The organism is Nonomuraea sediminis (assembly GCF_018531495.1).
Taxonomy (GTDB): Bacteria; Actinomycetota; Actinomycetes; order Streptosporangiales; family Streptosporangiaceae; genus Nonomuraea; species Nonomuraea sediminis.
The window spans coordinates 394,041-417,709 of sequence record NZ_JAHDTI010000009.1 but is presented as its reverse complement, the minus strand read 5'-3'; the positions used below and the strand labels follow the sequence as shown (position 1 = coordinate 417,709).

The following is a 23,669-nucleotide window of genomic DNA, read 5'->3' as shown; positions in this document are numbered from 1 at the left end:
TGCGGGGACGGCAGCGATGAGCGACACCCAGGCACAGTCGAGGCTGGGGCCCTACCGGCTGGTCAGGAAGATCGGCGAGGGCGGCATGGGCGTCGTCCATCTGGGCATCGACGTGGAGGGCCGCGAGGTCGCCATCAAGGTGCTGCACCCGCACGTGGCCGCAGACCTCAAGGCCCGCGACCGGCTGACCCGCGAGGTCGAGACCATGCGCCGGGTCCGCAGCCCGTACGTGGCCGAGGTGGTCGACGCCGAGCTCGTGGGCGGCCAGCCGTACGTCGTGACCCGCTTCGCGCCGGGCCGGACGCTGGAGGACATCGTCCTGGGCTCGGGCCCGCTCGAGCCGCGGCAGCTGATCAAGCTGGTCAACGGGCTCTGCCAGGCGCTGGTCGCCATCCACGCGGCCGAGGTGGTCCACCGCGACTTCAAGCCGTCCAACGTCATGCTGGTCGCCGACGAGCCGCTGGTCATCGACTTCGGTATCGCGCACCTGGTCAACGCCACCCGGCTGACCCAGACAGGGATGTTCGTCGGCACGCCCGGCTACCTGGCGCCGGAGATCATCCGCGACTCCGAGATCACCCAGGCGGCCGACGTGCACGCGCTGGCCTCGACGGTGTTCTTCGCCGCCGTCGGGGCCCCGCCGTTCGGCACGGGGACCTTCGAGGCGGTCTGCTTCAACATCATGGAAGGCCGCGCCCAGCTCGACAAGGCTCCGGCGTGGCTGCGCGGCTGGCTGTCGCGTGCCCTGCAGGTCGATCCCGCCCGCCGGCCGAGCGCGCACGAACTGCTGCGGACGGCCAGGCAGCTCGATCCGACGGTGACCACCTTCCACGAGTCGACCTTCCAGTCGACGACGCCCAACGGGACCAAGCGGCTGCCGGTCAGCGAGACGTACTCGGACCTGCTGCCGCCCGTGTCGTACGCCAAGGCGGCGCCGCCGCCTCCGGTCGTGGACAAGCCGCCGCCCTACGTGCCCGCGCCCGTCCAGGCCCGCCCCTCGGTGCCGCCGCCGCGCGCCGACCAGCGGGTGGCCGGATACCCGGCGCCGCACCAGCCGCAGGCACGGCCCTACACCCCGCCCGCGCCTCCGGCCGAGCGTAGGCGCTACCTGGTCGGCAGCCAGGTCATAGGCATGCTGCTGCTGGTCACGCTGGTCGCGCTGACGGTGATGATGCCGGTCGTGGTGGGCGCCATCGCGGTGGCCGTCGCGCTGGTGCTGCGGGTGGGCGAATACCTGTTCGGCGACCTGGTCAGCCGCCGCCAGATCCGCGGCAGCAGCGCCGCCGACCCGCTGCTCGCGGTGGTCGGCACGCCGTGGGCGCTGGTCAAGGCCACCGCGGTCACCGCGCTGCACGTGCCGCTGTCGATCCTTTTCGGCGTCTGCGTGTGGGGCGTGCTGCGCTGGGGCGGCGGGATGAGCATCAACGAGGCGGCCGCCTACGCCGCGGGCGCCTTCACGCTCGGCCTGTTCGTGCTGCCGGGCGGCGGCGCGCCGCGCAAGGCGGTCACCCGCACGCTGACCGGCGTCCTGCGCTCTCCGGGCGCGGCGCTGATCGGCATCGTCATCGTCGGTACGGCCGCGCTCTTCGCGGTCCTGTTCGCGATGAGCCAGGACCCGACCTGGGCGCCGTGGAAGGCGCCCGAGACCGTGATCAGGCAGCTGACCAGGAGCGCGCAGGACAGCGTCTTCGGGGTGCTCACCGGCCTGGTCAACGACCTGCTGCACAGCACCGGGCTCGGGTTCCTCTCGCCTTGGTCCTGAGTTCGCCGGAGGCGTTCCCGGGGGAGGAGGAAGGGTATGAGCGAGCACCTCGGCCCCTACCAGTTGCTCTCCCGGCTCGGCTCGGGCGGTTTCGGCGAGGTGCATCTGGCGCTCGACCCCGAGGGCCGCACCGTCGCGGTCAAGCTGCTGCACCCGCACGTGGCCGCCGACGGCGCCGCGCTGGCCAGGTTGCACCGCGAGGTCGAGACCATGCGCCGGGTACGCGGGCCGCACGTGGCCGAGGTGCTCGACGCCTCGCTGGATGCGGCCAAGCCGTACCTGGTGACCCGCTACGTCCAGGGCAAGCCGCTCAGCGCGGTGCCGCTGCCCGTGGCCGACCTGCACCTGCTGGCGACCGGGCTGGCGGCGGCGCTGCTCGACATGCACGAGGCGGGCGTGGTGCACCGCGATCTCAAGCCGGCCAACGTGATGATGAGCGAGGGTGAGCCGGTCGTCATCGACTTCGGCATCGCCTCGGCGCTCGACTCGCTGTCGGTGACGGCCTCCGGCGCCGTCGTGGGGACTCCCGGATACCTGGCTCCGGAGGTGCTCGAGGGGCGGGTGTCGGGTTCCGAGGCCGACGTCTTCGCCTTCGGGGCGACGCTGGCCTACGCCGCGACCGGGCGCCAGCCGTACGGGCAGGGGCCCGCCTCCGCGGTCGCCTACCGGGTCGTCCATCACGAGCCCGACCTGGACGGCGTGCCCGAGTGGCTGGCGCCGCTGCTGCGCGAGTGCCTGGCCACGGATCCGGCCGCGCGGCCGACGGCGGCGCGGATCTGCGCCAGGCTGGGCGTCAGCGCGACGTCCCGCGGCCGTCACCTCGCCGCTCCCGTCGGCCCGGGTACGGCGGTGCAGCCCAGGATCGAGGATCTGGCCACCCGCGAGTGGCGCCCGGGACAGCAGCCGCGGCGCAGGTCCGTGGAGGAGTCCAGGGCGATACACCGGGAGAAGGTGCGCAGGCGCTGGGTGATCGGCTCAGGGCTGTTCGTGTCGCTGCTGGCCGCGGCCGCGCGGGTGCCGCTGCCCGAGGTGGCGCTGTTCATGCTGGCCACCTACGCGCTGGCGATCATGGCGGACGCCGGGGTGGCGCTGTTCTCCCACAGCCCGTACAAGAACTCGCGCATGCTGGTCGATCTGCTCAGCATCGCGGGCACCACCGCGCTCTGCTTCGGGCTGAGCACCTTCTTCAGCACGTTCACGCTGGCCCTTTTCGCAGGCACGGCGGTCGTGGTGGCCATCGTGTTCCTGGTCTCGTCCTGATCGCGTTTTCCGATGGGGGCCATAGGCAGGCTCCGGAACAAAGTTCGGTATCGTGGGGCCTAGCTGCTGGTTCGCCCTGAAGCTACTCGCGGGTAACATGGCCGTGGGGAGCCCCCCAGGTGGTGACGTGGGTAGGGCACCTGGCAGTCTGGACAGCGAATTTCCGAGCATGCGATTACGGGAGGTCGGCCACCGGCCATGAACATCGTCGTCTGCGTGAAGCAGGTCCCCGACACGGCGACCGAGCGCAAGCTCCGGTCCGATGACAAGACGCTCGACCGCGACGCCGTCGACGGCGTGGTGAACGAGCTTGACGAGTACGCGGTCGAGGAGGCCTTGAAGCTCAAGGAGGCCCACGGCGGTGAGGTCACCGTCCTGACCATGGGTCCCGCCAAGGCCACCGAGACCATCCGCAAGGCCCTGGCCATGGGCGCCGACAAGGCCGTTCACCTCACCGACGACGCGCTGCACGGCTCCGACGCGCTGTCGACCTCCTACGCGATGGCCCAGGCCCTGCAGCGGATCGGCTTCGACCTGGTGATCCTGGGTTCCGAGTCGACCGACGCGCGCACCGGCGTGCTGCCGGCCATGCTGGCCGAGCGGCTCGGCGTGGCGCAGCTCACGCTGGCCAACAAGGTCGACGTCGACGGCTCCTCGATCTCGATCCAGCGGATCACCGACTACGGCTACGACAAGGTCGAGGCTTCGCTGCCCGCCGTCGTGTCCGTGGTCGAGAAGATCAACGAGCCGCGCTACCCCTCCTTCAAGGGGATCATGGCGGCCAAGAAGAAGCCGGTGGAGACCCTCGGCGTCGCCGACGTCGCGGCCGACGGCGCTCTTGTCGGGCTTGGCGCCGCATGGTCGCAGGTGGTGGACTTCGCCGCCGCGCCGCCGCGCGCCGCGGGCACGATCGTCAAGGACGAGGGCGACGGTGGCGCGAAGGCCGCCGACTTCCTCGCGTCCAAGAAGTTCATCTGAGAAGCGGGAGTTTGCTGATATGTCGGAGATTCTCGTTCTCGTCGAGCAGGTCGACGGCGAGGTCAAGAAGGTCACGCTCGAGCTGCTGACCCTGGCCCGCTCGCTCGGCTCCCCGTCCGCCGTCTGGGCGGGTCCCGGCCTGACCGACGCCGCCACGGCCAAGCTGGCCGAGTACGGCGCCGAGAAGGTCTACAACGCCCCGTCGTCCGACGTGGTCGACTACGTGGTGGCGCCTCGCGCCGAGCTGCTCGCCCAGCTCGTGGGCGACAAGTCGCCCGCCGCAGTGCTGGTCGCCTCGACCGCCGAGGGCAAGGAGATCGCCGGTCGCCTGGCCGTCAAGACCGACTCGGGCGTCATCACCGACGCCGTCGGCCTGGCCGAGGGCTTCGTCGCCGACCAGTCCATCTTCGGCGGCGGCGTCAACGTCCACTCGCGCGTGGCCAAGGGCACCCCGATCGTGGCGGTACGCCCCAACTCCACGGCCCCCGCGCCCGCCGCCGGCGCCGGCGCGGTCGAGGAGGTCGCGGTGTCCCTCTCCGAGGGCGCCAAGGCCGCCAGGATCGTCGACCGGGTCAAGCAGGAGAAGGGCGCCCGCCCCGAGCTCACCGAGGCCGCGATCGTGGTCTCCGGTGGCCGCGGCGTCGGCTCGGCCGAGAACTTCTCGGTCATCGAGGGCCTCGCGGACGCCCTGGGCGCCGCGGTCGGCGCCTCCCGCGCCGCCACGGACGCCGGCTGGTACCCGCACCAGTTCCAGGTCGGCCAGACGGGCAAGACCGTCTCGCCGCAGCTGTACATCGCGGCCGGCATCTCGGGCGCGATCCAGCACCGGGCGGGCATGCAGACGGCCAAGACGATCATCGCGATCAACAAGGACCCGGAGGCGCCCATCTTCGAGCTCGCCGACTACGGCGTGGTCGGAGACCTCCACCAGGTGGTCCCGCAGCTGACCGAAGAGTCCACGACGCGCACGTCGCGACCCCCCGCCGCGGCGCCGCGGTTCCCCCGCGGCGCCGCTTCTGTTGTGCGCGCTCAGGCCACCTGCGCCCTCGTACGGCGGGCCGTGACGAGCCACCCGGCGAGCATGCCCGCCAGCACCGGCAGGCCGTGGAGGTTGGCGAAGCCCGCCAGGACCAGCCCCGCGACGGCCGCCAGGGCGGGGAAGGCCCAGGCGGGGACGCGGGCGCGCTGGGTCACCAGCTGGAAGGCCACCGCGGCCACGACGGCCAGGGCGATCGGCGCGTCAGGGAAGAGCTGGGAGACGGCCATCACGATGGCGTAGAAGGCCGCCACGGAGGCCGCCAGGCGGTCGGCGCCGACGGCCAGGCCTCCCGCCAGGGCGCAGACGGTGATCGAGTTGCCCGCGCCCGCCACGCCCAGCACGTATCCGGTGATCTCGCCGACGACGGCGCCCGTGGCGTACAGCAGGAGCATCCGCGCCGGCCCCAGCGTGCGCTCGGCGAGGAAGGCCAGCGCGGCCAGCGTCAGCAGGTTGAAGACCGTGCCGAACAGGCCGCCGTCCTGGACGACGAGCGCCGTCACCAGCCGCCACCACTGGCCGCCCGCGATGGCGGCGGGGTCGCGCATGAGCGCCGGCTCCAGCCCGGGGACGGCGAACTGGAGCAGGCTGGGCACGGCCGTGACGGCGACGACCGCGATGGAGGCGAGGGGAACCCTGGACATGGCCCCAAGCGTGCCAGCCCCCACCGCGCACAGGTCAGTGAGGGCTGTCCCGACTTGACCAGGACAAAAGTCCCGCCGGGCTCTCGCAGCCTTGTACGGCGGGCCGATGCGTGCCACGTGGGCGGCTCGGCCGGCCGTACGGCTGAGGGCGTGTCGTCAGGCGGCGATGGGCTCGCGAGCGGGCTCGGTCTCGGTCTCCGCGGGGAAGGTGATGACCATGGTGCGGTCGCGGCGGGGCAGGAAGCGGGCCGCGACCGTGATCAGCACGCCGAGCACGATGGCCAGGCCGAGCGCGGTGCGCAGCGACGTGACGTCCGTGAGGAAGCCGATCACCACCGGGCCGAGCAGCAGACCCGCGTAGCCCATCGCGCCCGCCTGGGCGATCGCCGGGCCGGGGTTGTCGGTGGCGGTGCCCGCCAGCGACAGCGTCATCGGCGAGATCGTCGCCACGCCCAGCCCCACGAAGAACATCGCGAAGACCGCCACCAGCGGCGTCGGCGCGAGCAGCACCACCGCGAAGAACCCGGCCGTGGCCAGCCCCGACACGGTCATCATGCCGCGCACGCCGAACCGCGACCTGATCCGGTCACCCGACAGCCTGGCCACCAGCATGCCCAGCTCGAACACCGGGTAGCCGAGCGCCGCCAGCGCCTCGGGCGCGCCCAGGCTGTCGCGCATGAACAGGCCGTTCCAGTCAGCGACCGTCCCCTCGACCATGAACGCGAAGAACATGATCGCGCCCAGCAGGTACACGATGGGAGGCATCCGGCGCCCGGCCTTCTCGGCCGTCCGCTCGACGGGCCGCTCAGGCAGGTAGGTGCGGCCGATCGCGACCATCAACGGGACGGACACGAGGCCGATCAACGCCAGGTGCAGGGTGAACGGCACGCCCAGCGCGATCGACAGCGCCCCGAGGCCACCCGCGGAGATGGCGCCCACGCACCAGCCGGCGTGCAAGCCGTTCATCAGCGGCCTGCCGTAGGCCTGCTCCACGGTGGAGCCCTGGGCGTTCATCGCGATGTCGACCGTGCCGAAGGCCATCCCGAACAGCGCCGCGGCGGCGATCAACGTCGGTACGGTCGGTGCCACGGCCACCCCGACCAGGCTCAACGCGGTCAGCGGGCCACCGATCCGCAGCACCGCCCTGCTGCCCGCTCTCGCCATGACGCCGCGCATGGACTGCATGGTGACCAGCGCGCCCAGACCCCACGCGAGCAGGATCAGACCGACGGAGGACTCGGACAGGCCGAGTTTGTCGGTCATGGCGGGGATGCGCACGGTCATCGTGCCGACCATCAGTCCGGCCAGGACGAAGGTGAGGATCGCGCCGTAGCGGGCGGTCCTCAGGTTGCGGGTCATGGGGTGCACCTCTCACAGGGGTTGTTGCTTTTCAGTGGGCTGGTTGGGGGTTCGTCTGCGATGAGCCAGTACGGCAAGCCGCCGCCACCGGCCGCCCGCCGTACTCCGGCTGAGGGCCCGCGACCGGCGCTACTGGCGAGTCGGTGACACTCGGCCGCCGCCACGGCGTCGCAGAGCGCGGGCACCACGGTTTCGCCGTGGTTCCCAAGGGGCGCTGAACGCGGCTGGGCTTGCGGGAATTCCCGGAGGTCCGGGTGGGTGAGGGAAGGGGGCCGGGGGTGGGCTACAGCATGGCGAGGAGGCGGGTCTCCAGGGCCTGGAGGTCGGCTTCCGAGTGGGTGTCAGGGTCGTGGCTGGCCACGTCCCAGAGCCCCTCGCACGCCAGGCGCACAATCGACGAGGCCACCGGGTCGGGCTCGGACGTCAGGCCCTCCCGGTGCCAGCGGGCCATCGCCTCCCGGAGCGGCGTCAGCAGGAACACGTTCCCCGACGCCCCGGTGACGACGGCCCATCGTCGCAGCTTGCCCGCTCTGACGGCCGTGAGCGTGGCCGCCAGGTATCGTTTGGTGTAGGTGTCGCCCGGTGAGGACGCCAGCAGCTCGTCGAATTCGGCGATCAGCCGTTCGACCATGCCTTTGATCAGGGCTTCCTTGCTGGCGAAGTGGTAGAGGAGCCCGCCCTTGCTCACCCCGGCGCGCTCCGCGACCGCCGCCAGGGTGAGGGACTCCGAACCCTGGTCACACAGCAGGCCCTCCGCCGCGTCCAGTAGCTCGTCTCTCCTCATGCCTCTACTGTACCGTCCGGACGGTACAGTACGCAAACGAGATACCCTGAGCACGTGACGTCGGCCTATCTGGATCATGCTGCGACCACGCCGATGCTGCCCGAGGCGATCGAGGCGATGACGGAGCAGCTCGGCAGGGTCGGTAACGCCTCGTCGCTGCACGCGGCCGGCCGCCAGGTGCGCAGGGTGGTCGAGGAGTCGCGCGAGGCCATCGCCGACTCGCTCGGCGCCCGCCCCAGCGAGGTCGTGTTCACCTCAGGCGGCACCGAGGCCGACAACCTGGCCATCAAGGGCCTGTACTGGTCGCGCCAGCCCAGGAAGCGCCTGCTGATCAGCTCGATCGAGCACCACGCCGCGCTCGACCCCGCCCACTGGCTGTCCACCAGCCAGGGCGCCGAGGTCGAGCTGCTTGAGGTCGACGAGTACGGCAGGCTGCACCCCGACACGCTCAGGAAGGCGATCGAGCGGGCGCCCGACGAGGTGGCCATGGTCAGCGTGATGTGGGCCAACAACGAGGTCGGCACCGTCCAGCCCGTGCACGTGCTGGCGGCCGTGGCGCACGACCACGGCATCCCCTTCCACACCGACGCCGTGCAGGCCGTCGGCCAGCTGCCGGTGTCGTTCGCCGCGTCGGGCACCGACGCGCTCACGCTGACCGGCCACAAGCTCGGCGGCCCGATGGGCGTCGGCGTGCTGCTGCTGGCCAGGGGGCTGACGCCGGTCTCCGTGCTGCACGGCGGCGGCCAGGAGCGCGACGTGCGCTCCGGCACGCTCGACGCGCCCGCGATCGCCGGGCTGGCGGCAGCCGTACAGACCGCCACCAGGGATCAGGAGGCGCTCAACAAGCGGCTGACCGCCCTGCGCGACGACCTCGTCGAGCGGGTACGGCAGGCCGTCCCCGACGTCATGCTCAACGGCGACCCGGTCGACCGGCTGCCGGGCAACGCGCACTTCTCCTTCCCCGGCTGCGAAGGCGACGCGCTGCTCATGCTGCTCGACGCCAAGGGCGTGGAGTGCTCCACCGGGTCGGCCTGTTCGGCGGGCGTGGCCCAGCCCTCGCACGTGCTGCTGGCGATGGGCGCCGACGCGGCCTCGGCCAGGGGCTCGTTGCGCTTCACGCTCGGGCACACCTCGACCAAGCAGGACGTCGACCGCCTGGTGGAGGTCCTGCCCGGCGTCGTGGAGCGCGCCCGCCGCGCGGGACTCAGCTGAGGAACGGGGCGTCCGCGCTCCAGGAGGGGTCGGAGGCGACGTCCACCCGGGGCTCGCCCTCCTCCCAGCTCACGATCAGCTCCTTGGCGTGGATGGCCGCGTCGCCGGTCGGGTCGGCGTAGACGTGGACGACCCGGGTGCCCTCGGCGCTCAGGTGGGCTGCGAGCACCGCCTCGGCGTGCGGCTTGGTGAGCCGGGCCGCCAGCCGTTCCTCGAAGTCGCGCAGCGCGGTGAGCGAGTCGCCGACGGGCAGCCCGTTCTCATCGCGGTGCGCGTACGGCAGGGTGATCGTGATGAGCTGGTCGTAGAGCGGGTAGTCGACGGGCCGCAGCGGATAGCGGGCCGTGGCGATCAGCGGCGCCCCGTTGGCCGTCTGACCCTCGAGCAGCGCCCACTGCTCGTCCTCGTAGCCGGAGGCCACATCGGCCACCACGGCGGGCAGATGGACGGCGGGCACGGAGTCGATCGGCTGGAAGGTGGCCGGGGTGATCTCGCCCACCCAGCGCGCCACGTCGTCCTCGCCCAGCAGCCAGTCGAGCGCCAGCAGCGTGGCCTCGAGCCGGGACTCCTCGTCGAGCTCGCCGAAGATGGGGTGGTAGGCGGCCACGTCGACCCGGATCGTGCCCGGCGGCACCCGCAGCCCGAACATCAGCTTGTCCAGCGCGAACTCGAAACCGCCGACGCTCAGGGTGAGCTCGAGCGCCTGCGGGTTGGCCTGACGCGAAGGATGGAACTCCCACAGCATGTCGGGCTCGGGCGCCGCCTTGGCCCACCGGTGCGCGAGCGAACGCAGCTCGGCGTCGCCCGCGGCGGTCACGACCAGGGCGTGGATGGCGTTCCTGCCCGGAGCCACCTCGTAGACCAGCCCGGGGTGCACGGCCGCCACGGCGGGCGCCAGCGTCTCCGACAGCCGCTCGGCATCCTCGGCCGCCACCATGGCGTCGAGCTCCGGCCTGGTCGTCTCCCACCACTGCCAGAACCCGGCAATGCGGTCGGCAGGGCCGACCGGCTCTTCCTCTTCGCCCTTGCGCCCGAACAGTCGCATGGTGTCAATCCTTCCACGGACCGCGAGGACCGGCGTCCGCTCATGTCCGGGACAGTACTCTGGTGAGGTGCGTGTTCTAGCAGCCATGTCGGGCGGGGTCGATTCCGCCGTGGCCGCCGCCCGGATCGCCGAGGCGGGCCACGACGTCACCGGTGTGCACCTGGCGTTGTCGGCCAACCCCCAATCCCACCGCACCGGCGCCCGGGGCTGCTGCACGATCGAGGACTCCCGCGACGCCCGCCGCGCCGCCGACGTGATCGGCATCCCCTTCTACATCTGGGACATGGCCGAGCGGTTCCAGCGCGACGTGATCGAGGACTTCGTCGCCGAGTACGCGGCCGGCCGCACCCCCAACCCGTGCCTGCGCTGCAACGAGAAGATCAAGTTCGCGGCGGTGCTCGACCGGGCGCTGGCGCTCGGCTTCGACGCGGTGGCCACGGGTCACCACGCCAAGCTGGTCGACGGCGTGCTGTCCAGGAGCGTGGACGAGGGCAAGGACCAGTCGTACGTGCTCGGCGTGCTCACCCGCGAGCAGCTGAGCCACGCGATCTTCCCGCTGGGCGACTCCACCAAGGCCGAGGTGCGGGCAGAGGCGGCGCGACGCGGGCTCACCGTGGCCGACAAGCCCGACAGCCACGACATCTGCTTCATCGCCGACGGCGACACCCGCGGCTTCCTGACCAAGCGCCTGGGCCAGGCCGAGGGCCCGATCGTGGACCAGGCCGGCGAGGTGGTCGGCAGCCACCAGGGCGCCCACGGCTTCACCATCGGCCAGCGCAAGGGCCTGCACATCGACAGGCCCGCGCCCGACGGCCGCCCGCGCTACGTGCTGTCGATCGAGCCGGTCTCCAACACGGTCACGGTCGGCCCGCGCTCGGCCCTGGAGGTCACCGAGATCGTCACCGGCGCCCCGATCTGGAACGGCCCTGACACGAGGGACGACCTGACCGTCCAGCTCAGGGCCCACGGCGAGGTGTACGGCTGCCGCGTCGAGGAGACCCCGGGCGGGCTGCGCATCCACCTCGACCGGCCCGCCACCGGCGTGGCGGCGGGGCAGGCCGCGGTCCTCTACTCCGGCCGGACCGTCATCGGCTCGGCCACGATGGTCACGACAGCGTGACCGAGTCCCCGACGGGGACGCGGCGGACGTCGGCCTTCAGATGCTCGGCCTCGCCCTGGAGCCAGGAGTCGACCAGCGCGTAGCCGATGTCGTTGTACAGCCCGTCGTGGGTGGAGTACGCCCGCGCCGGGCGGACCTCGCGCAGGTAGCCGACCATGTCGCCCAGCTTGAGCCAGGGCGCGCCGGTGGGCACCAGCAGGGTCCCCACACGCGCCTCCGGGACGGTCAGCGCGTCGCCGGGGTAGAACAGCTCGTCGTCGACGAGGAAGCCGACGTTCTGCACGACCGGGATGTCCGGGTGGTTGCGCGCGTGCCACTCGCCGAACGCCCTGACCGAGAAGCCCGCCGCCGTGAACGCGTCGCCGTGCCGTACCGTCTGGACCTTGCCCGCCGAGTCGGCGAGCTGGTCCGCGACCGCCTCGCAGGTCCAGACCTCCAGGTCGGGGGCGTTCCTGACCAGGTCGGCGTCGAGGTGGTCCCAGTGCTCGTGGGTGATGAGCACGGCGTCGGCGCCGTCCAGGAGCCCCTGCCCGCTGAACGCGCCCGGATCGATGACCAGGACCTTGCCGTCCTTCTCCAGACGCCAGCAGGCATGGCCGTACTTCGTGAGCTTCATGCGGAAGACCCTACGCTTGTCCCATGGTGACGTGGGGAGCGACGGGGGTTGGGTCGCATCCGGGTGAGGATCATCTGGAGGCGCTGCGGGTGGTGTTCGGCGAGCTGCCTGGGTTGCCGTACCTGCCGGAGCTGCCCGCCAGAGGTGTCGGGGCGGACATGGTCGGCAGGACGGCTTCGCTGCTGATCGATCTGCCGGTGGAGGTGCAGCCGTCGGGCTGGCGGCTGACCGACCGGCCGGGGCGGGACGCGCAGCGGGCGGTCGAGCATCTGCGGCGTGACCTGGACGGGCTCGAGGAGGTCGGCCAGGATTACCAGGGGCCGCTCAAGCTGCAGGTGTGCGGGCCGTGGACGCTGGCGGGCACGATCGAGCTGCGCCACGGCGACAAGATGCTGTCCGACGCGGGAGCCGTGCGCGACCTGATCGCCTCGTTGCAGCAGGGTGTGGCCGACCACGTGGCCGAGGTGCGCAGGCGCCTGCCCGGCGTCACCGAGGTGGTGCTGCAGCTGGACGAGCCCGGCCTGCCGGGCGTGCTGGCCGGCACGGTGCCGACCGCCTCGGGATTCGGGCGGCTGGCCGCCGTCGAGGCCTGGCGGGTGGAGGAGTCGCTGCGCGGCTTCGCCGACCCGATCGTGCACTGCTGCGCGCCCGGGGTGCCGTTCGGCGTGCTCAAGGAGGTCCGCGGGATCTCGCTGGACGCCTCGCTGCTGCGCAGGCGCGACGAGGACGCCCTCGGCGAGGCGATCGAGAGGGGGACCACGCTGCTGCTCGGCGTGGTGCCCGGCACCGACACGCGGCTGCCCGACGTGGGCGTGATCGCCAAGCCCGCGCTCGAGGTGTGGCGGCGGCTCGGCTTCGCCCCCGAGCGGCTGGCCGAGCAGGTGGTGCTCACCCCGGCCTGCGGGCTGGCGGGCGCCTCGCCCCGCTATGCCAGGGCGGCGCTGGCCGCGTGCGTCAAGGCGGCGCAGGTGCTGCGGGACGATCCTGCAAGTGGCCTGCAACCCCGCTGACCTAGCCTCTTTCCATGATTCTCCGCTCCCTCGCGGTCGGCGCCACCGTTCTGATCGCTTCCGCTTCGATCGTCGCTCCTGCCATGGCGACCGTCTCCGCCAACCCGGAGACGTGGCACTGGGGCTCGATCTACTCCGCCGACAAGGCGGGCAAGGCCAAGGGCCTGGTCGTCCTCGACCGTCCCGGCTTCCAGGTCAGCGGCAAGCTCTACGACTTCCCCGGCCGTTCGGGATGCTCGTGGCTGAAGTTCCGCTGGACCAAGGAGCAGGGCGGCAAGGGCTACAAGACCTTCCACACCTGCGACGAGACCAAGCCGCTGAAGTTCTCCTTCCCGACCGGCTACATGCTGCAGATCGAGGGCAAGGTCTGCCGCGGCACCAGCAAGACGATCACCGGCAGGTGCTCGATCTGGGAGGGCGTCTGGGCGCAGGGCGGCTGAGTACGCCCTACCCATCCGCGTAGGCCGGGTTCTGTGTTGCACTCGAAGGCGTGGACTTCGCGGGCGCGAGTGCGCTGCTGATCGGCACGGGCACGCACCTGCCCGGCTCCGACCTGCCGGACATCCCCGCCGTGGCCAGGACGCTCGACGACCTGCGGGCCGCGCTGCTCGAACGGTGCGGCCTGGGCCAGGTCAGGGTCGAGCGGGACCTGGGCACGCCGCTCGAGCTGGGCTCGGCGGTCTCCGAGGCGGCCGCTTCGGCCGCGGGTCCGTTGATCGTGTACTACGTGGGCCACGGGCTGGTCAGTCGCCGGGGAGCCCTCTACCTGGCCGCCGGGGTGACCCGGTCGGGGCCGCTGCATCTGGAGCACACCGGCCTGCCGTACGACACCGTGCGCCGTTACCTGCTCGACAACGTGGACGCGCCGGTCGCGGTCGTGCTCGACTGCTGCTTCTCCGGGCGTGCCATCGAGGGCATGGCGCCGCCGTGGGACGAGGTCGCCGGGCTGGCGGAGATCACCGGCGCCTACGTGCTGACCTCGGCGGGGCGCTCCGAGCCGTCGTTCGCGCCCGCCGGGCTTCCGCACACCGCCTTCTCGGGGGCGCTGCTGCGGCTGCTGGCCGAGGGGATTCCTGGTGGCCCGCCGTACCTGAGCCTGCAGGACGTGCACAGGCAGTTGAGCCGGGTGCTGCCCGCGGGCGGGTTCCCGCGGCCGCGCGCCCGCTCCACGGGACGCGTCGGCGAGCTGCGGCTCGTCGAGAACGCCGCGTACCTCGGCGGCTCCGAGGGTGTACGGCTGTCGCCGCCCGGGCGGCGGGGCGGCTCGCCGTACAAGGGGCTGGTGGCGTTCGGCGAGGCAGACGCCGAGCTGTTCTTCGGGCGGGAGCGGCTGGTGGCGGCGCTGGTCAGGGAGCTGGCCGAGCGGCACGCCGACCCGGCGCCGCTGATCGTGACGGGGGCGTCGGGTTCGGGCAAGTCGTCGCTGCTGCGGGCCGGGCTGGTGCCCGCGCTGGCCCAGGGCGGGCTCGGATTCCCCGCGACGGCGGCCGTGATCACGCCCGGCGAGCCGGTGCCGGACGTGGACGTGCTGATCGTGGACCAGGTCGAGGAGGCGGAGCTGCCCGAGGCGGTGTTCGCCAGGGACGGGCTGCTGGTGCTGGGGGTGCGCGCCGACTTCCTGGGGCGGTGCGCCGAGGATCCGCGGCTGCGGACCGCGCTGGAGCGCGGCCAGGTGGTCGTCGGGCCGATGTCCGAGCAGGAGCTGCGCGAGGCCATCGAGCGGCCCGCGCTCGCGCACGGGCTCACGCTCGAGCCCGGCCTGGTCGAGCTGCTGCTGCGCGACCTCGGGACCGAGCCAGGACGGCTGCCGCTGCTCTCGCACGCGCTGCTGGCCACCTGGCAGCAGCGGCGCGGCGCCGCGCTGACCGTCGCCGGATACCGGCAGACGGGGGGCATCGCCGGGGCGCTGGCGGCCACCGCCGACGACGTGCTGGCCGGGCTCGACTCCCCGGACACGGCGCGGGCGCTCTTCCGGCGGCTGGTGCGGGTGGGCGAGGGGACCGACGACACCCGGCGGCGGGTGCCGCTGGACGAGCTGACCTTCGGCCGCGAGGTGGTCGACGCGTTCGCCGCCGACGACGCCCGGCTGCTCACGCTGGACAGCGACACCGTGGTGATCACCCACGAGGCGCTGCTGGCGGCCTGGCCCGCGCTGCGCTCCTGGCTCGACGCCGACCGCGCGGGGATGCTGATCGAGCAGCACCTCGTCGAGGCGGCCGCCTCGTGGGACGGGGATCCCGGCGGGCTGTATCGCGGGTCACGGCTCGCGCTGGCCCGCGAGTACGCCACAGGCAGGACGCTGGGACCGGCCGCGGAACGCTTCCTGGCGGCCTCGGTCGCGGCGGCCGAGCGGCAGGCCAGGCGGCGGATGCTGGTCACCGGGGTGCTGTCGGGGCTGCTCGTGGTCGCGCTGATCGCCTCGGTGGTCGCGGTACTGAAATATCAGGACGCCGAGCACGCGCGGAAGATCGCCGCGGGCCGCGCCCTGATCTTCCAGGCCGACGCGGTACGGCAGGCCGATCCGGCGGCGGCGTTACGCGCGAGCGTCGCGGCCGTCCGGGCGAACCCCGGCGTGGAGACCGAGGCTGCCCTGGCCGCCGACGCGGCCGGGATGGCCTTTCGCCGCCGGCTGACCGGAATGTCCGCCTCGGTGAACGCCGTGGCGCTGTCGCCCGACGGGACCCGGGCGCTGACCGGTGACTGGGCCGGGCGGCTGCTGTACTGGGATCTGGCCCGTTCCCTCCGGCTGGCGGAGATCCCCTCGGCCGGCAAGGGGTCCGTGTACGGCGTGCGGTTCCTCTCGTCGACGTCGGCCGTGGTGGTGTGGCGGGACGTGGGTCCCGAGATCTGGGATCTGTCGGGCCCCACCCTGGTCGGCAGGCTGGGCGGACCCGCCTACGCGGCGGACGTCTCGGGGTCCCGCGTGGCCGTGGCCGGGCTGGACGGCGTCTCGCTGTGGGACCTCTCGGGCCGGCGGCTCTCGCACTTCGCCGGCGCGGCCGCCAAGGTCGCGCTGGCCGGTGACCGGCTGCTCGCCGGCGACTCCCAGGGCTCCGCGCGGCTGTGGAACCTGCGCGACGGGTCGTCGGTGCGGCTGCCCGCGCCGGTCACCGAGGCGCAGCCCAACCTGGGCGTGGCGCTGTCCCGCGACGGGCGCACGGCCGTCGCGGGTGACCGGGTGTGGGACGTCTCCTCAGGCAGGCCACGCCTGGCGGCCTTCCTCGTCGGGCACGACAGCTGGATCGCCGACCTGGCCTTCGCCCCCGGCGACCAGGAGCTGGTGTCGGCCGGTGACGACCAGACGGCCATCGTGTGGGACCTGGCGGTGCCGTCGAGCCCGCGGCTGGTCAGGCGGCTGACCGGGCACCAGGGCGCGGTCCTGTCGGTGGCCACGGGGCCGGGCGGGCTCGTGCTGACCGGCAGCGGGGACCAGAGCGCCATCACCTGGCGGGTGGCCACGCCGCCGCACGTCCGGGTGCTGCCGGGGACTCCCCAGGCCATCGCGTACGGCGGGGCCAGGATGCTGACCAGGGACGCGGACGACGCGGGGACGCTGTGGGAGGGCGGCAAGGCTGTGGCCCGCTTCCCCGACGCCGCCGGAGGGGTGGCGCTGTCGCGCGACGGCACGGTGGCCCTCGTCGGGGGGAAGCGGGGCGCCGATCTGTCAGACGCGTCGGGTACGCGGGATCTGGCGGTCGGGCGGCGCGTGTGGTCGGTGGCGTTGAGCGCTTCCGGGCGGCGGGCGCTGGTGGGCGGGCCCGACGGGGTGGTGCTGTGGGTCTCGGGGCAGGAGGTCGTGCTGCCCGGCGCGGCGACCGCGGTGGGGCTCAGCGAGAACGGGCTGTTCGGGGTGACCGGGTCAGGAGGACGGCTGGTGCCGTGGGATCTGCGCGATCCCCTCGCGCCGCGGCGGGGCGAACCCGTGGAGGGGCATCGGGGGGACGTGCTCGGGCTCGCCGTACGGGATGGGCGGGTGCTGAGCGGGGGCGCCGACAGGAAGGCCGTGCTGTGGGAGATCATCGGGCCCGCGTCGCTGCGCGCGGCGGGGACGCTGCTCGGGCACCTGGACTCCGTCGGGGAGGTCGCGTTGAACGGTGACCTGGCCGCGACCGCGGGGACCGACGAGACCGTGCGGGTGTGGCTGATCCGCGATCCGGCCGGGCCGCGGCAGGTTCAGGTGCTTTCACGGGCCGGGATCGGGGTCGCTTTTGGGCCTGGCACCTACTCGATATTCGCAAGTAACGTCCAAGGCGGGGTTATCAGGTGGGATTTCCGCTCTTTAGCAGATGCCATGGCACGGCCGCTGGCGACCGCGTGCGCACTGATCGAATGTTCGGAGGGGCAGACGAATGGTGGAGAGTGAGAAGCAGGTAGCCGGAGTGACGACGCCGCTTCCGTCGGCTTCCCACAAGTCGGACGCATCCGTCACGGTGCGGCCGGGGCGGAAGGGGGCCAAGAAATACACGATCACCTGGCGGTTGGAGGACGGCGGGCCCGGGCACGTCGCCGTTCTGACGGTCTTCTACAGGGCGGGCGGGGCCGTCAACAGCCACGCGGTCAGAAACAGCGGGACCGGCGTCCAACGGGGATCATTCACCATCAGAACTCAGAGCCCGGTCACGGCCATGTGGGCGAAGGTGGCAAGGGAGAATTCGCACGAGTCGATCGGGCGTGGCTCGGATCCCAACATCCTTTCCTGACCTGTGCTCTTGTCAGGGCTCTTAGATAGCGTTCTCCTCAGAACGACGACGAGGGGAGTCGCAGGATGAGCGCCGAGGTCGAGGGCGTGCCGGTGACCGCGCTGAAGCGGCACGCGGAGCTGAGCGAGCTGGTGGAGGACGCCCGCTGGCGCTACTACGTGCTCGACGATCCCACGGTCAGCGACGCCCAGTTCGACACGTGGTTCCGCGAGCTGCTCGAGCTGGAGGAGTCCTACCCGTCGCTGCAGACGCCCGACTCGCCGACGCAGAAGGTGGGCGCGCCCGTCTCCGGCGACTTCGTCAAGGTCGACCACCTGGCCAGGATGGAGAGCCTCGACAACGCCTTCAACGAGGCCGACATGGCCGCCTGGATGGCCCGCGCCGAACGCCTGGCCGAGGGCGACCCCGGGCCCTACCTGTGCGAGCTGAAGATCGACGGGCTGGCCATCGCGCTGGTCTACCGCGACGGCAGGCTCGAGCGCGGCGCCACCCGCGGCGACGGCCGCACCGGCGACGACGTGACCGCCAACGTGCGCACGATCAAGGGCGTGCCCCACCGGCTCAAGGGCGACGACATCCCGTCCCTCGTCGAGGTCCGCGGCGAGGTCTACATCCCGGTCGAAGACTTCAAGAAGCTCAACGAGCAGCTCGTGGACGACGGCAAGGCGCCCTTCGCCAACCCGCGCAACTCCGCCGCCGGCACGCTGCGGCAGAAGGACCCGCGCATCACCGCCCAGCGGCCGCTGCGCATGATCGTGCACGGCATCGGCGTCTGGGAAGGCGCCGCAGAGCCGCAGGCCCAGTCGGCGGTCTACGACCGGCTGCACGAGTTCGGCCTGCCGGTCTCCGACCTGTACAAGGTCGTCGCCAACCTCACCGAGATCAACGAGTTCATCGAGCACTACCGGGTCCACCGGCACGACCCCGCCTACGAGATCGACGGCGTGGTCGTCAAGATCGACGACTTCCGCACGCAGCGGGAGCTGGGCTCCACCTCGCGGGCGCCACGCTGGGCCATCGCCTACAAGTACCCGCCGGAGGAGGTCAACACCAAGCTCACCGACATCCAGGTGGGCGTCGGCCGCACCGGCCGGGTCACCCCGTACGCCGTGATGGAGCCCGTCGTCGTGGCCGGATCCACGGTCGAGCGGGCCACGCTGCACAACGCGGCCATCGTGGTCAAGAAGGGCGTGCTCATCGGCGACACCGTCGTCCTGCGCAAGGCCGGCGACGTCATCCCGGAGATCGTCGGGCCGGTCACCGCGCTGCGCGACGGGTCCGAGCGCGAGTTCGTCATGCCCACCCACTGCCCCGAGTGCGGCACCGAGCTGGCCTACGAGAAGGAGGGCGACGCCGACCTGCGCTGCCCCAACGCCCGCGGCTGCCCCGCGCAGATCCGCGAGCGCCTCTACTTCGCCGCCGGACGCTACGCGCTCGACGTCGAGGGCCTCGGCTACGTCGCGGCCACCGCGCTGTCCCAGCCGCTGCCGCCGCAGGAGCCCGTCGTCCACACCGAGGCCGACCTGTTCGACCTCACGCTCGAGCAGCTGATCCCGATCAAGTCCGTGGTCCGCGACATGGAGAGCGGGCTGCCCAAGATCGACCTGAAGACCGGCGAGCAGAAGGTCGTCAACCTCTTCTCCAACAAGGACGGCAACCCCAGCCAGCTCGCGCTGCTCCTGATCGACGAGCTCGACAAGGCCAAGCAGGTGCCGCTCTGGCGGATCCTCGTCGCCCTGTCCATCCGCCACATCGGCCCGCCCACCGCCCGCGCCCTGGCCGACGCCATGCGCTCCATCGACGCCATCGCCGACGCCTCGGTCGAGGAGCTGTCAGCCGTCGAGGGCATCGGCCCCCAGGTGGCCACCACGATCCACGAGTGGTTCCAGGTCGACTGGCACCGCGAGATCATCGCGCGCTGGCGTTCTGCCGGGGTGCGCATGGAGGACGAGCCCGCCCCCGAGAAGGGGCCGCAGATCCTCGAGGGCCACACCTTCGTCGTCACGGGCACCCTCGACGGCTTCACCCGCGACTCGGCCGCCGAGGCCATCACCACGCGCGGCGGCAAGGTGGCCAGCTCGGTCTCCAAGAAGACGTCCTTCGTCATCGCGGGGGAGAACGCGGGCTCCAAGTACGACAAGGCCATCACCCTCGGCGTCCCGATCCTCGACGTGACCGGCTTCCACACCCTCCTCAACGAGGGCCCCGAAGCCGCCACCGCCGCCGCCACCACCCCCGAGCAGTAACCCTCTTCTTCCGGAGGCAAAAGGCGAGGACTTCGCTTCGCTCAGGCATGTCTCCAGCGGGCCCTACGGCCCGCACCGCATCGGTCCTCGCTTCGCTCGGGCGTTTTCCTGGTCCCCAACCCCTTGCCCACCGAGGTGGCGGTCCACCTAACCCCCACCCGCCCCGCCTGGGTGGTTGGCCGCCTAGGTCCCCAACCCCTTGCCCACCTAGGCCGTGTTTCAGAACCCTGTCGCGCGCGCCGGATTGTCTGTACACGGACCTATGCTCTTCCCCATGCCGATATCCGCCATCCCCGCGTCCCTGTCCTATGCCGACGCCGATGCCCGCGTGAGTGGCGCGTTGTCCGCGGTGTTCGAGGGTGCGGGAGCGTCGCCTGGCTACGCCGAGGTGCTGTTCTTCGACGGCGACCTCACCCTCGATGGGGATTTCCTGGACGCCATCAACGAACTGCGCGGCGGCGACGTCGAATTGATCGTGGTCACCGGCGATCTGACGGTCAACGGCCCGATCGCGCTCTATGAGGACCGGCCCGGCCTGTACGTCGGCGGTCACACCGAGGCCGAGACCCTGGAGGGCGGCGAAGCGGAGATCTACATCCACGACGGCGCCTTCACCCACCTGGTCTACGGCTGGTACAACCACGGCTCTTTGCGGACCGGGATCGTCGATACCCCTTGGGTGATCGACTACGACCACGCCATGGACGTGTACGCCCCCGGCGGGCGCTGGGTGAACAATTACGACGAAGACGACGACGCCGACTTCGCCGTCGGGGACAGCATCGTCGAGGCGTTCGTGCCCGAGGTCGTCGACGCGGAGGACCGCCGCCTGAACGTCGACGAGTTCCTGGACCGGTTGCGGGCCGGGCTGCCGGTCCTGCGGCCCGGAGCCCTGGACGGTGGCCGAGTCGGCGAGTGATCACGTGTCCCGGGCTCTGGCCGACCGGGCAGAGCACTTCGACCTGACCGGGCGCAAACTCCAGGCGTTCCCGCAGGTGCTCCGGATGCCGTGGCTGCGCACCCTGATCCTGGACGGCAACCTGATCGACGAGCTGGAACTGCGAGACACGCGCTACCGCGAGCACGAGCTGACCGTCCAGCACGACCTCGGCCGCATCGCCTAGGAAGTCACAATCTGGCTGGCTGCCTGCTACGGCGCCAGCCCTCGCGCGACTTCTGAAACACGCTCTAGGTGGCCATCCACCTAACACCCACCCGCCCCGCCTGGGTGGTTGGCCGCCTAGGTCCCCAACCCATGTTGCATGGGAATTTCGCTCGGCCGGTGCTGGTGTACTTGAAGCATTGATCACGAAGACTATCCCGGAGGTAGACCGGCAAGGTCCGGTCAGGTAGGGCGGACGGCTCGATACTGGGCTTATGGCTTCATCGCAGAAGGCATTCCTCGTTGGTGGTCCAGCTGACCTTCCCGGGCGGATCGTTCCGATCACCCCGCCAGGGGTCGAATTGAAGATCCCTCACCGTGGTGGGTACGAGCATTTCAGGCTGACCTCTCGGCATGAGGAGACCGAAGAAGGACGGCTGCCGATCTACGAGTGGTTCGAGCGCACCGCGATCGCCGAGTGACCTCACGCCCGCTGTGGCGGGAATCCCCTCTCCGGCGAGATCCTCGACGCCGCCGTCCAGAGGGGTAGCCATCCTGATGTAGGAGTGCACTCCTGTGTCTATCCGTTCACGGAATGTCACGCATGGTGGGCTCGCGGCCTTGTGGAGCAGGGGTTCCTGGCGCCGTGGTGCGGGTGAAAGGGGCTCTTCGCGGTCGAGGGTGTAGACGTCGCGGACCGCATCGGCCCAGGTGCGAGTACGGATCACTCCGCCGTCGGGAGTTGGGATGCGCGGGCGGTGGTCCGGCGACTGGTTCGGTAGCGGCCAGGGGTCGTTCCGATGATGCTGGTGAACGCTGCGATGAAGCTGCTGGGGTTGGCCCATCCGCAGGCGTAGGCGGTTTGGGTGGTGTCGTGGCCGTCGGCGAGGAGCACGAGCGCGTGGTAGATGCGTAGCTGCGTGCGCCATTCATAGAAGGTCATGCCTAGTTCGTTGCGGAACAGTCGGCTGAGGGTGCGGGTGCTGGCTCCGATCGTCTTCCCGAGTTCGGCCAGCGAGGCGTTGTCTGCCGGCTTCTCGTACAGCATCCGGGCAATGGCCTGCAGCCGGTCGTCCCGTGGCTCCGGCAGGTGCAGTGGCTGTTCGTGTGCTTCGCGTAGTTCATCGACGAGGACTCGAAGGAGGCGAGAGCGCGCGGAGCGGCTGTAGCCAGGCACGGCGTCGTCGTAGTTGCGGGGGCCGGTCAGGGCGAGCAGGACCTCGCGGGCGAGGTCGGAGGCCAGGAACACGGCGGGACGGTCTGGTAGGAGCCGGGCGAGGGATGGCGCGAGAAAGACGATCCGCATATCGGTGTCGCCGTGGGCGCGGTGGTGGTGCGTGAACCCGGCGGGGGTCCAGGCGACCCGGTTGGCGGGAACGATCGACGTGCCGCGCTCTGTGTGAACTGCCAAGACGCCGCTGGCCGCGTACACCAGGTGTCCCCGTGCGTGCGACTGCACCGCGCTTGTTTCGCCGGATGGCCAGAGGTGGCGCCCGCCGGACGGCCACATATGCGACGTCACACCGGCGATCTGGCGAGGTTGGCGGCGAACAGGCATCAGTTGGCATTCTATCGGTGGCCCGCCACACCTTGATCTGGCGACACTGCTTCCATGCGGAGTGGTCCTCAGTCGCGCGGAGCGCCCGACCGAACCACATGTCATCGAGGCAGCGTGCCTCGAGGCCGCGGCTCTTGAGAGAAGGAGAATGCCGCGGCTTTTCAGAGAAGGAGAAACGCATGGCGACGTTCGTCCTCGTACCCGGCGGTTGGAAGGGCTCCTGGGCGTATGAGGCGGTGATTCCGCTGCTGGAGCGTGCCGGTCATACCGTTCACGCCCTGACCCTGACCGGTCTGCGGCCGGACGACGACAACGCGACGGTCGCGACCGCCAACCTCGACACGCACGCCGACGACGTGTTGCGGCTCCTCGATCGTGCCCACATCACCAGCGCGACGCTGGTCGGCCACAGCTACGCCGGGATGGTGATCGCGGCCGCCGCCGATCGCGCCGACGGGCGGATCTCACGGCTGGTGCATCTCGACGCCTTCGTCCCGCGCGATGGCGAGTCGTGGTGGTCGTCGGCGAACGAGTACTTCCGGGAAGTGATCGCGGCCGGCGCCGCGAGCACCGGCTACGCCGTCCGACCGCCGGACGGCGGCGATCCCCGCCGCCGTCCCCATCCCCTCGCCTCGTTCTTGCAGACGATCCGGCTCACGGGCAGGCTCGCCCAGGTCCCTCGTCGGGAGTTCGTCTACTGCTCGGGATGGGAAGACCGGACGCCGTTCGCTGAACTCCGCACCCGACTCCAAGCCGATCCCGAGTGGCAGGTCCACGACCTCCCAACCGGCCACGACGCGATGCATGAGGCCCCGGAGGCAGTCGCTGCGCTACTTCTCGGCGAATGCATCGACGCACAGACGACAGGCTCGCCCTTGAGGGCGTAAGGGCGACAAGTACGTCACTGTGATCATCGACCTACGTCCGTGCGTGCGCGAAGTGCGGTGCGTGAGCGAAGTGCGGTGTGTCCGCGCGAGAAGCTCTGCGCGTTGAGCTCTGTCGGGGTGAGCTCAACGCGGAAGGGACACTGCGGGTAGAGGTGGGTGGCGGCTTGCCGCGGAAAGGGTCAGCGGCGGGGTTCGTAGGTGAGGATTGCTACTCCGTCGTCGCCTACGGGGTGGGCTGCGGTGACGGGGTCCACGCGCCAGCCGCCCCGCGCGAGGTTCTCCGCGCCGCCCGGGTCCTCCATGTATCCGTCGACGGTCATGAATTCGGAAACCACCCGTCGTGCCATGAA

20 protein-coding genes and 1 pseudogene are annotated in these 23,669 nt (G+C 71.4%); 14 read left to right on the top strand and 7 right to left on the bottom strand.

Features of this window, described 5'->3' with window-relative positions:
- Window positions 1-16: 16 nt before the first annotated feature.
- From KIK09_RS33615 to KIK09_RS33600, 4 genes and pseudogenes are all read left to right on the top strand, one after another.
- Entirely contained in the window at window positions 17-1,762 is a 1,746-nt protein-coding gene (locus tag KIK09_RS33615; protein WP_214323421.1) for a serine/threonine-protein kinase, read from the top strand.
- Window positions 1,763-1,798: 36 nt separating this feature from the next.
- Window positions 1,799-3,022, top strand: a complete 1,224-nt coding sequence (locus tag KIK09_RS33610) for a serine/threonine-protein kinase (protein ID WP_214323420.1) — start codon at window positions 1,799-1,801, stop codon at window positions 3,020-3,022.
- Between the two features lie 198 nt (window positions 3,023-3,220).
- Window positions 3,221-4,000 carry an electron transfer flavoprotein subunit beta/FixA family protein gene (locus KIK09_RS33605; protein ID WP_214323419.1) on the top strand — a complete coding sequence of 260 codons (780 nt, stop codon included), beginning with the start codon at window positions 3,221-3,223 and terminating at the stop codon, window positions 3,998-4,000.
- A 19-nt stretch (window positions 4,001-4,019) separates the two neighbouring features.
- A pseudogene (locus KIK09_RS33600) lies at window positions 4,020-4,967 on the top strand (electron transfer flavoprotein subunit alpha/FixB family protein); the annotation flags it as partial.
- 62 nt (window positions 4,968-5,029) lie between these two features.
- On the opposite strand, the gene KIK09_RS33595 reads toward KIK09_RS33600, so the two are convergent.
- The 3 genes from KIK09_RS33595 to KIK09_RS33585 form a co-directional block, all read right to left on the bottom strand.
- Window positions 5,030-5,680 carry a rhomboid family intramembrane serine protease gene (locus KIK09_RS33595; protein ID WP_214323418.1) on the bottom strand — a complete coding sequence of 217 codons (651 nt, stop codon included), beginning with the start codon at window positions 5,678-5,680 and terminating at the stop codon, window positions 5,030-5,032.
- A 156-nt stretch (window positions 5,681-5,836) separates the two neighbouring features.
- Window positions 5,837-7,039 (bottom strand): MFS transporter, encoded by a 1,203-nt coding sequence (locus tag KIK09_RS33590; RefSeq protein ID WP_214323417.1) that lies wholly within the window; start codon window positions 7,037-7,039, stop codon window positions 5,837-5,839.
- Between the two features lie 283 nt (window positions 7,040-7,322).
- On the bottom strand, window positions 7,323-7,823 hold the full coding sequence (locus tag KIK09_RS33585; RefSeq protein WP_214323416.1) for a TetR/AcrR family transcriptional regulator: 501 nt from the start codon (window positions 7,821-7,823) through the stop codon (window positions 7,323-7,325).
- Between the two features lie 54 nt (window positions 7,824-7,877).
- Between KIK09_RS33585 and KIK09_RS33580 the strand changes: the two genes are divergently transcribed.
- A complete protein-coding gene (locus KIK09_RS33580; protein WP_214323415.1) occupies window positions 7,878-9,035 on the top strand; it encodes a cysteine desulfurase family protein in 1,158 nt (385 codons plus the stop codon).
- Here KIK09_RS33580 and KIK09_RS33575 read toward each other — a convergent pair.
- A complete protein-coding gene (locus KIK09_RS33575) occupies window positions 9,028-10,080 on the bottom strand; it encodes a DUF695 domain-containing protein (protein WP_214323414.1) in 1,053 nt (350 codons plus the stop codon). The two genes, KIK09_RS33580 and KIK09_RS33575, sit on opposite strands and share 8 nt — an antisense overlap.
- Before the next feature lie 67 nt (window positions 10,081-10,147).
- On the opposite strand from KIK09_RS33575, the gene mnmA reads away from it, so the two are divergent.
- On the top strand, window positions 10,148-11,200 hold the full coding sequence (mnmA, locus tag KIK09_RS33570; protein WP_308164437.1) for a tRNA 2-thiouridine(34) synthase MnmA: 1,053 nt from the start codon (window positions 10,148-10,150) through the stop codon (window positions 11,198-11,200).
- Here the strand turns inward: mnmA and KIK09_RS33565 are convergent.
- Window positions 11,187-11,816, bottom strand: a complete 630-nt coding sequence (locus KIK09_RS33565; protein WP_214323413.1) for an MBL fold metallo-hydrolase — start codon at window positions 11,814-11,816, stop codon at window positions 11,187-11,189. The genes mnmA and KIK09_RS33565 overlap by 14 nt on opposite strands.
- Window positions 11,817-11,839: 23 nt before the next feature.
- On the opposite strand from KIK09_RS33565, the gene KIK09_RS33560 reads away from it, so the two are divergent.
- From KIK09_RS33560 to KIK09_RS33530, 7 genes are all read left to right on the top strand, one after another.
- On the top strand, window positions 11,840-12,826 hold the full coding sequence (locus tag KIK09_RS33560) for a methionine synthase (RefSeq protein WP_214323412.1): 987 nt from the start codon (window positions 11,840-11,842) through the stop codon (window positions 12,824-12,826).
- A 14-nt stretch (window positions 12,827-12,840) separates the two neighbouring features.
- Complete coding sequence (locus tag KIK09_RS33555) at window positions 12,841-13,266, top strand: hypothetical protein (RefSeq protein WP_214323411.1); 426 nt, start codon at window positions 12,841-12,843, stop codon at window positions 13,264-13,266.
- A gap of 50 nt (window positions 13,267-13,316) precedes the next feature.
- Window positions 13,317-17,189 carry a caspase, EACC1-associated type gene (locus KIK09_RS60210; protein WP_214323410.1) on the top strand — a complete coding sequence of 1,291 codons (3,873 nt, stop codon included), beginning with the start codon at window positions 13,317-13,319 and terminating at the stop codon, window positions 17,187-17,189.
- Window positions 17,190-17,591: 402 nt separating this feature from the next.
- Window positions 17,592-19,772, top strand: coding sequence for an NAD-dependent DNA ligase LigA (ligA, locus tag KIK09_RS33545; RefSeq protein ID WP_214323409.1), 2,181 nt, complete (start codon window positions 17,592-17,594; stop codon window positions 19,770-19,772).
- Window positions 19,773-20,046: 274 nt separating this feature from the next.
- A complete protein-coding gene (locus KIK09_RS33540) occupies window positions 20,047-20,691 on the top strand; it encodes a hypothetical protein (protein ID WP_214323408.1) in 645 nt (214 codons plus the stop codon).
- 4 nt (window positions 20,692-20,695) lie between these two features.
- Complete coding sequence (locus KIK09_RS33535; protein ID WP_214323407.1) at window positions 20,696-20,896, top strand: hypothetical protein; 201 nt, start codon at window positions 20,696-20,698, stop codon at window positions 20,894-20,896.
- 253 nt (window positions 20,897-21,149) lie between these two features.
- Window positions 21,150-21,356, top strand: a complete 207-nt coding sequence (locus KIK09_RS33530) for a DUF5988 family protein (RefSeq protein ID WP_214323406.1) — start codon at window positions 21,150-21,152, stop codon at window positions 21,354-21,356.
- Window positions 21,357-21,598: 242 nt separating this feature from the next.
- Here the strand turns inward: KIK09_RS33530 and KIK09_RS33525 are convergent, their stop codons facing one another.
- Complete coding sequence (locus KIK09_RS33525) at window positions 21,599-22,432, bottom strand: AraC family transcriptional regulator (protein ID WP_214323405.1); 834 nt, start codon at window positions 22,430-22,432, stop codon at window positions 21,599-21,601.
- A gap of 179 nt (window positions 22,433-22,611) precedes the next feature.
- On the opposite strand from KIK09_RS33525, the gene KIK09_RS33520 reads away from it, so the two are divergent.
- Window positions 22,612-23,319 carry an alpha/beta fold hydrolase gene (locus KIK09_RS33520; RefSeq protein WP_214323404.1) on the top strand — a complete coding sequence of 236 codons (708 nt, stop codon included), beginning with the start codon at window positions 22,612-22,614 and terminating at the stop codon, window positions 23,317-23,319.
- A gap of 179 nt (window positions 23,320-23,498) precedes the next feature.
- On the opposite strand, the gene KIK09_RS33515 is transcribed toward KIK09_RS33520, so the two are convergent.
- Window positions 23,499-23,666 (bottom strand): hypothetical protein, encoded by a 168-nt coding sequence (locus KIK09_RS33515; RefSeq protein WP_214323403.1) that lies wholly within the window; start codon window positions 23,664-23,666, stop codon window positions 23,499-23,501.
- Window positions 23,667-23,669 lie beyond the last annotated feature (3 nt).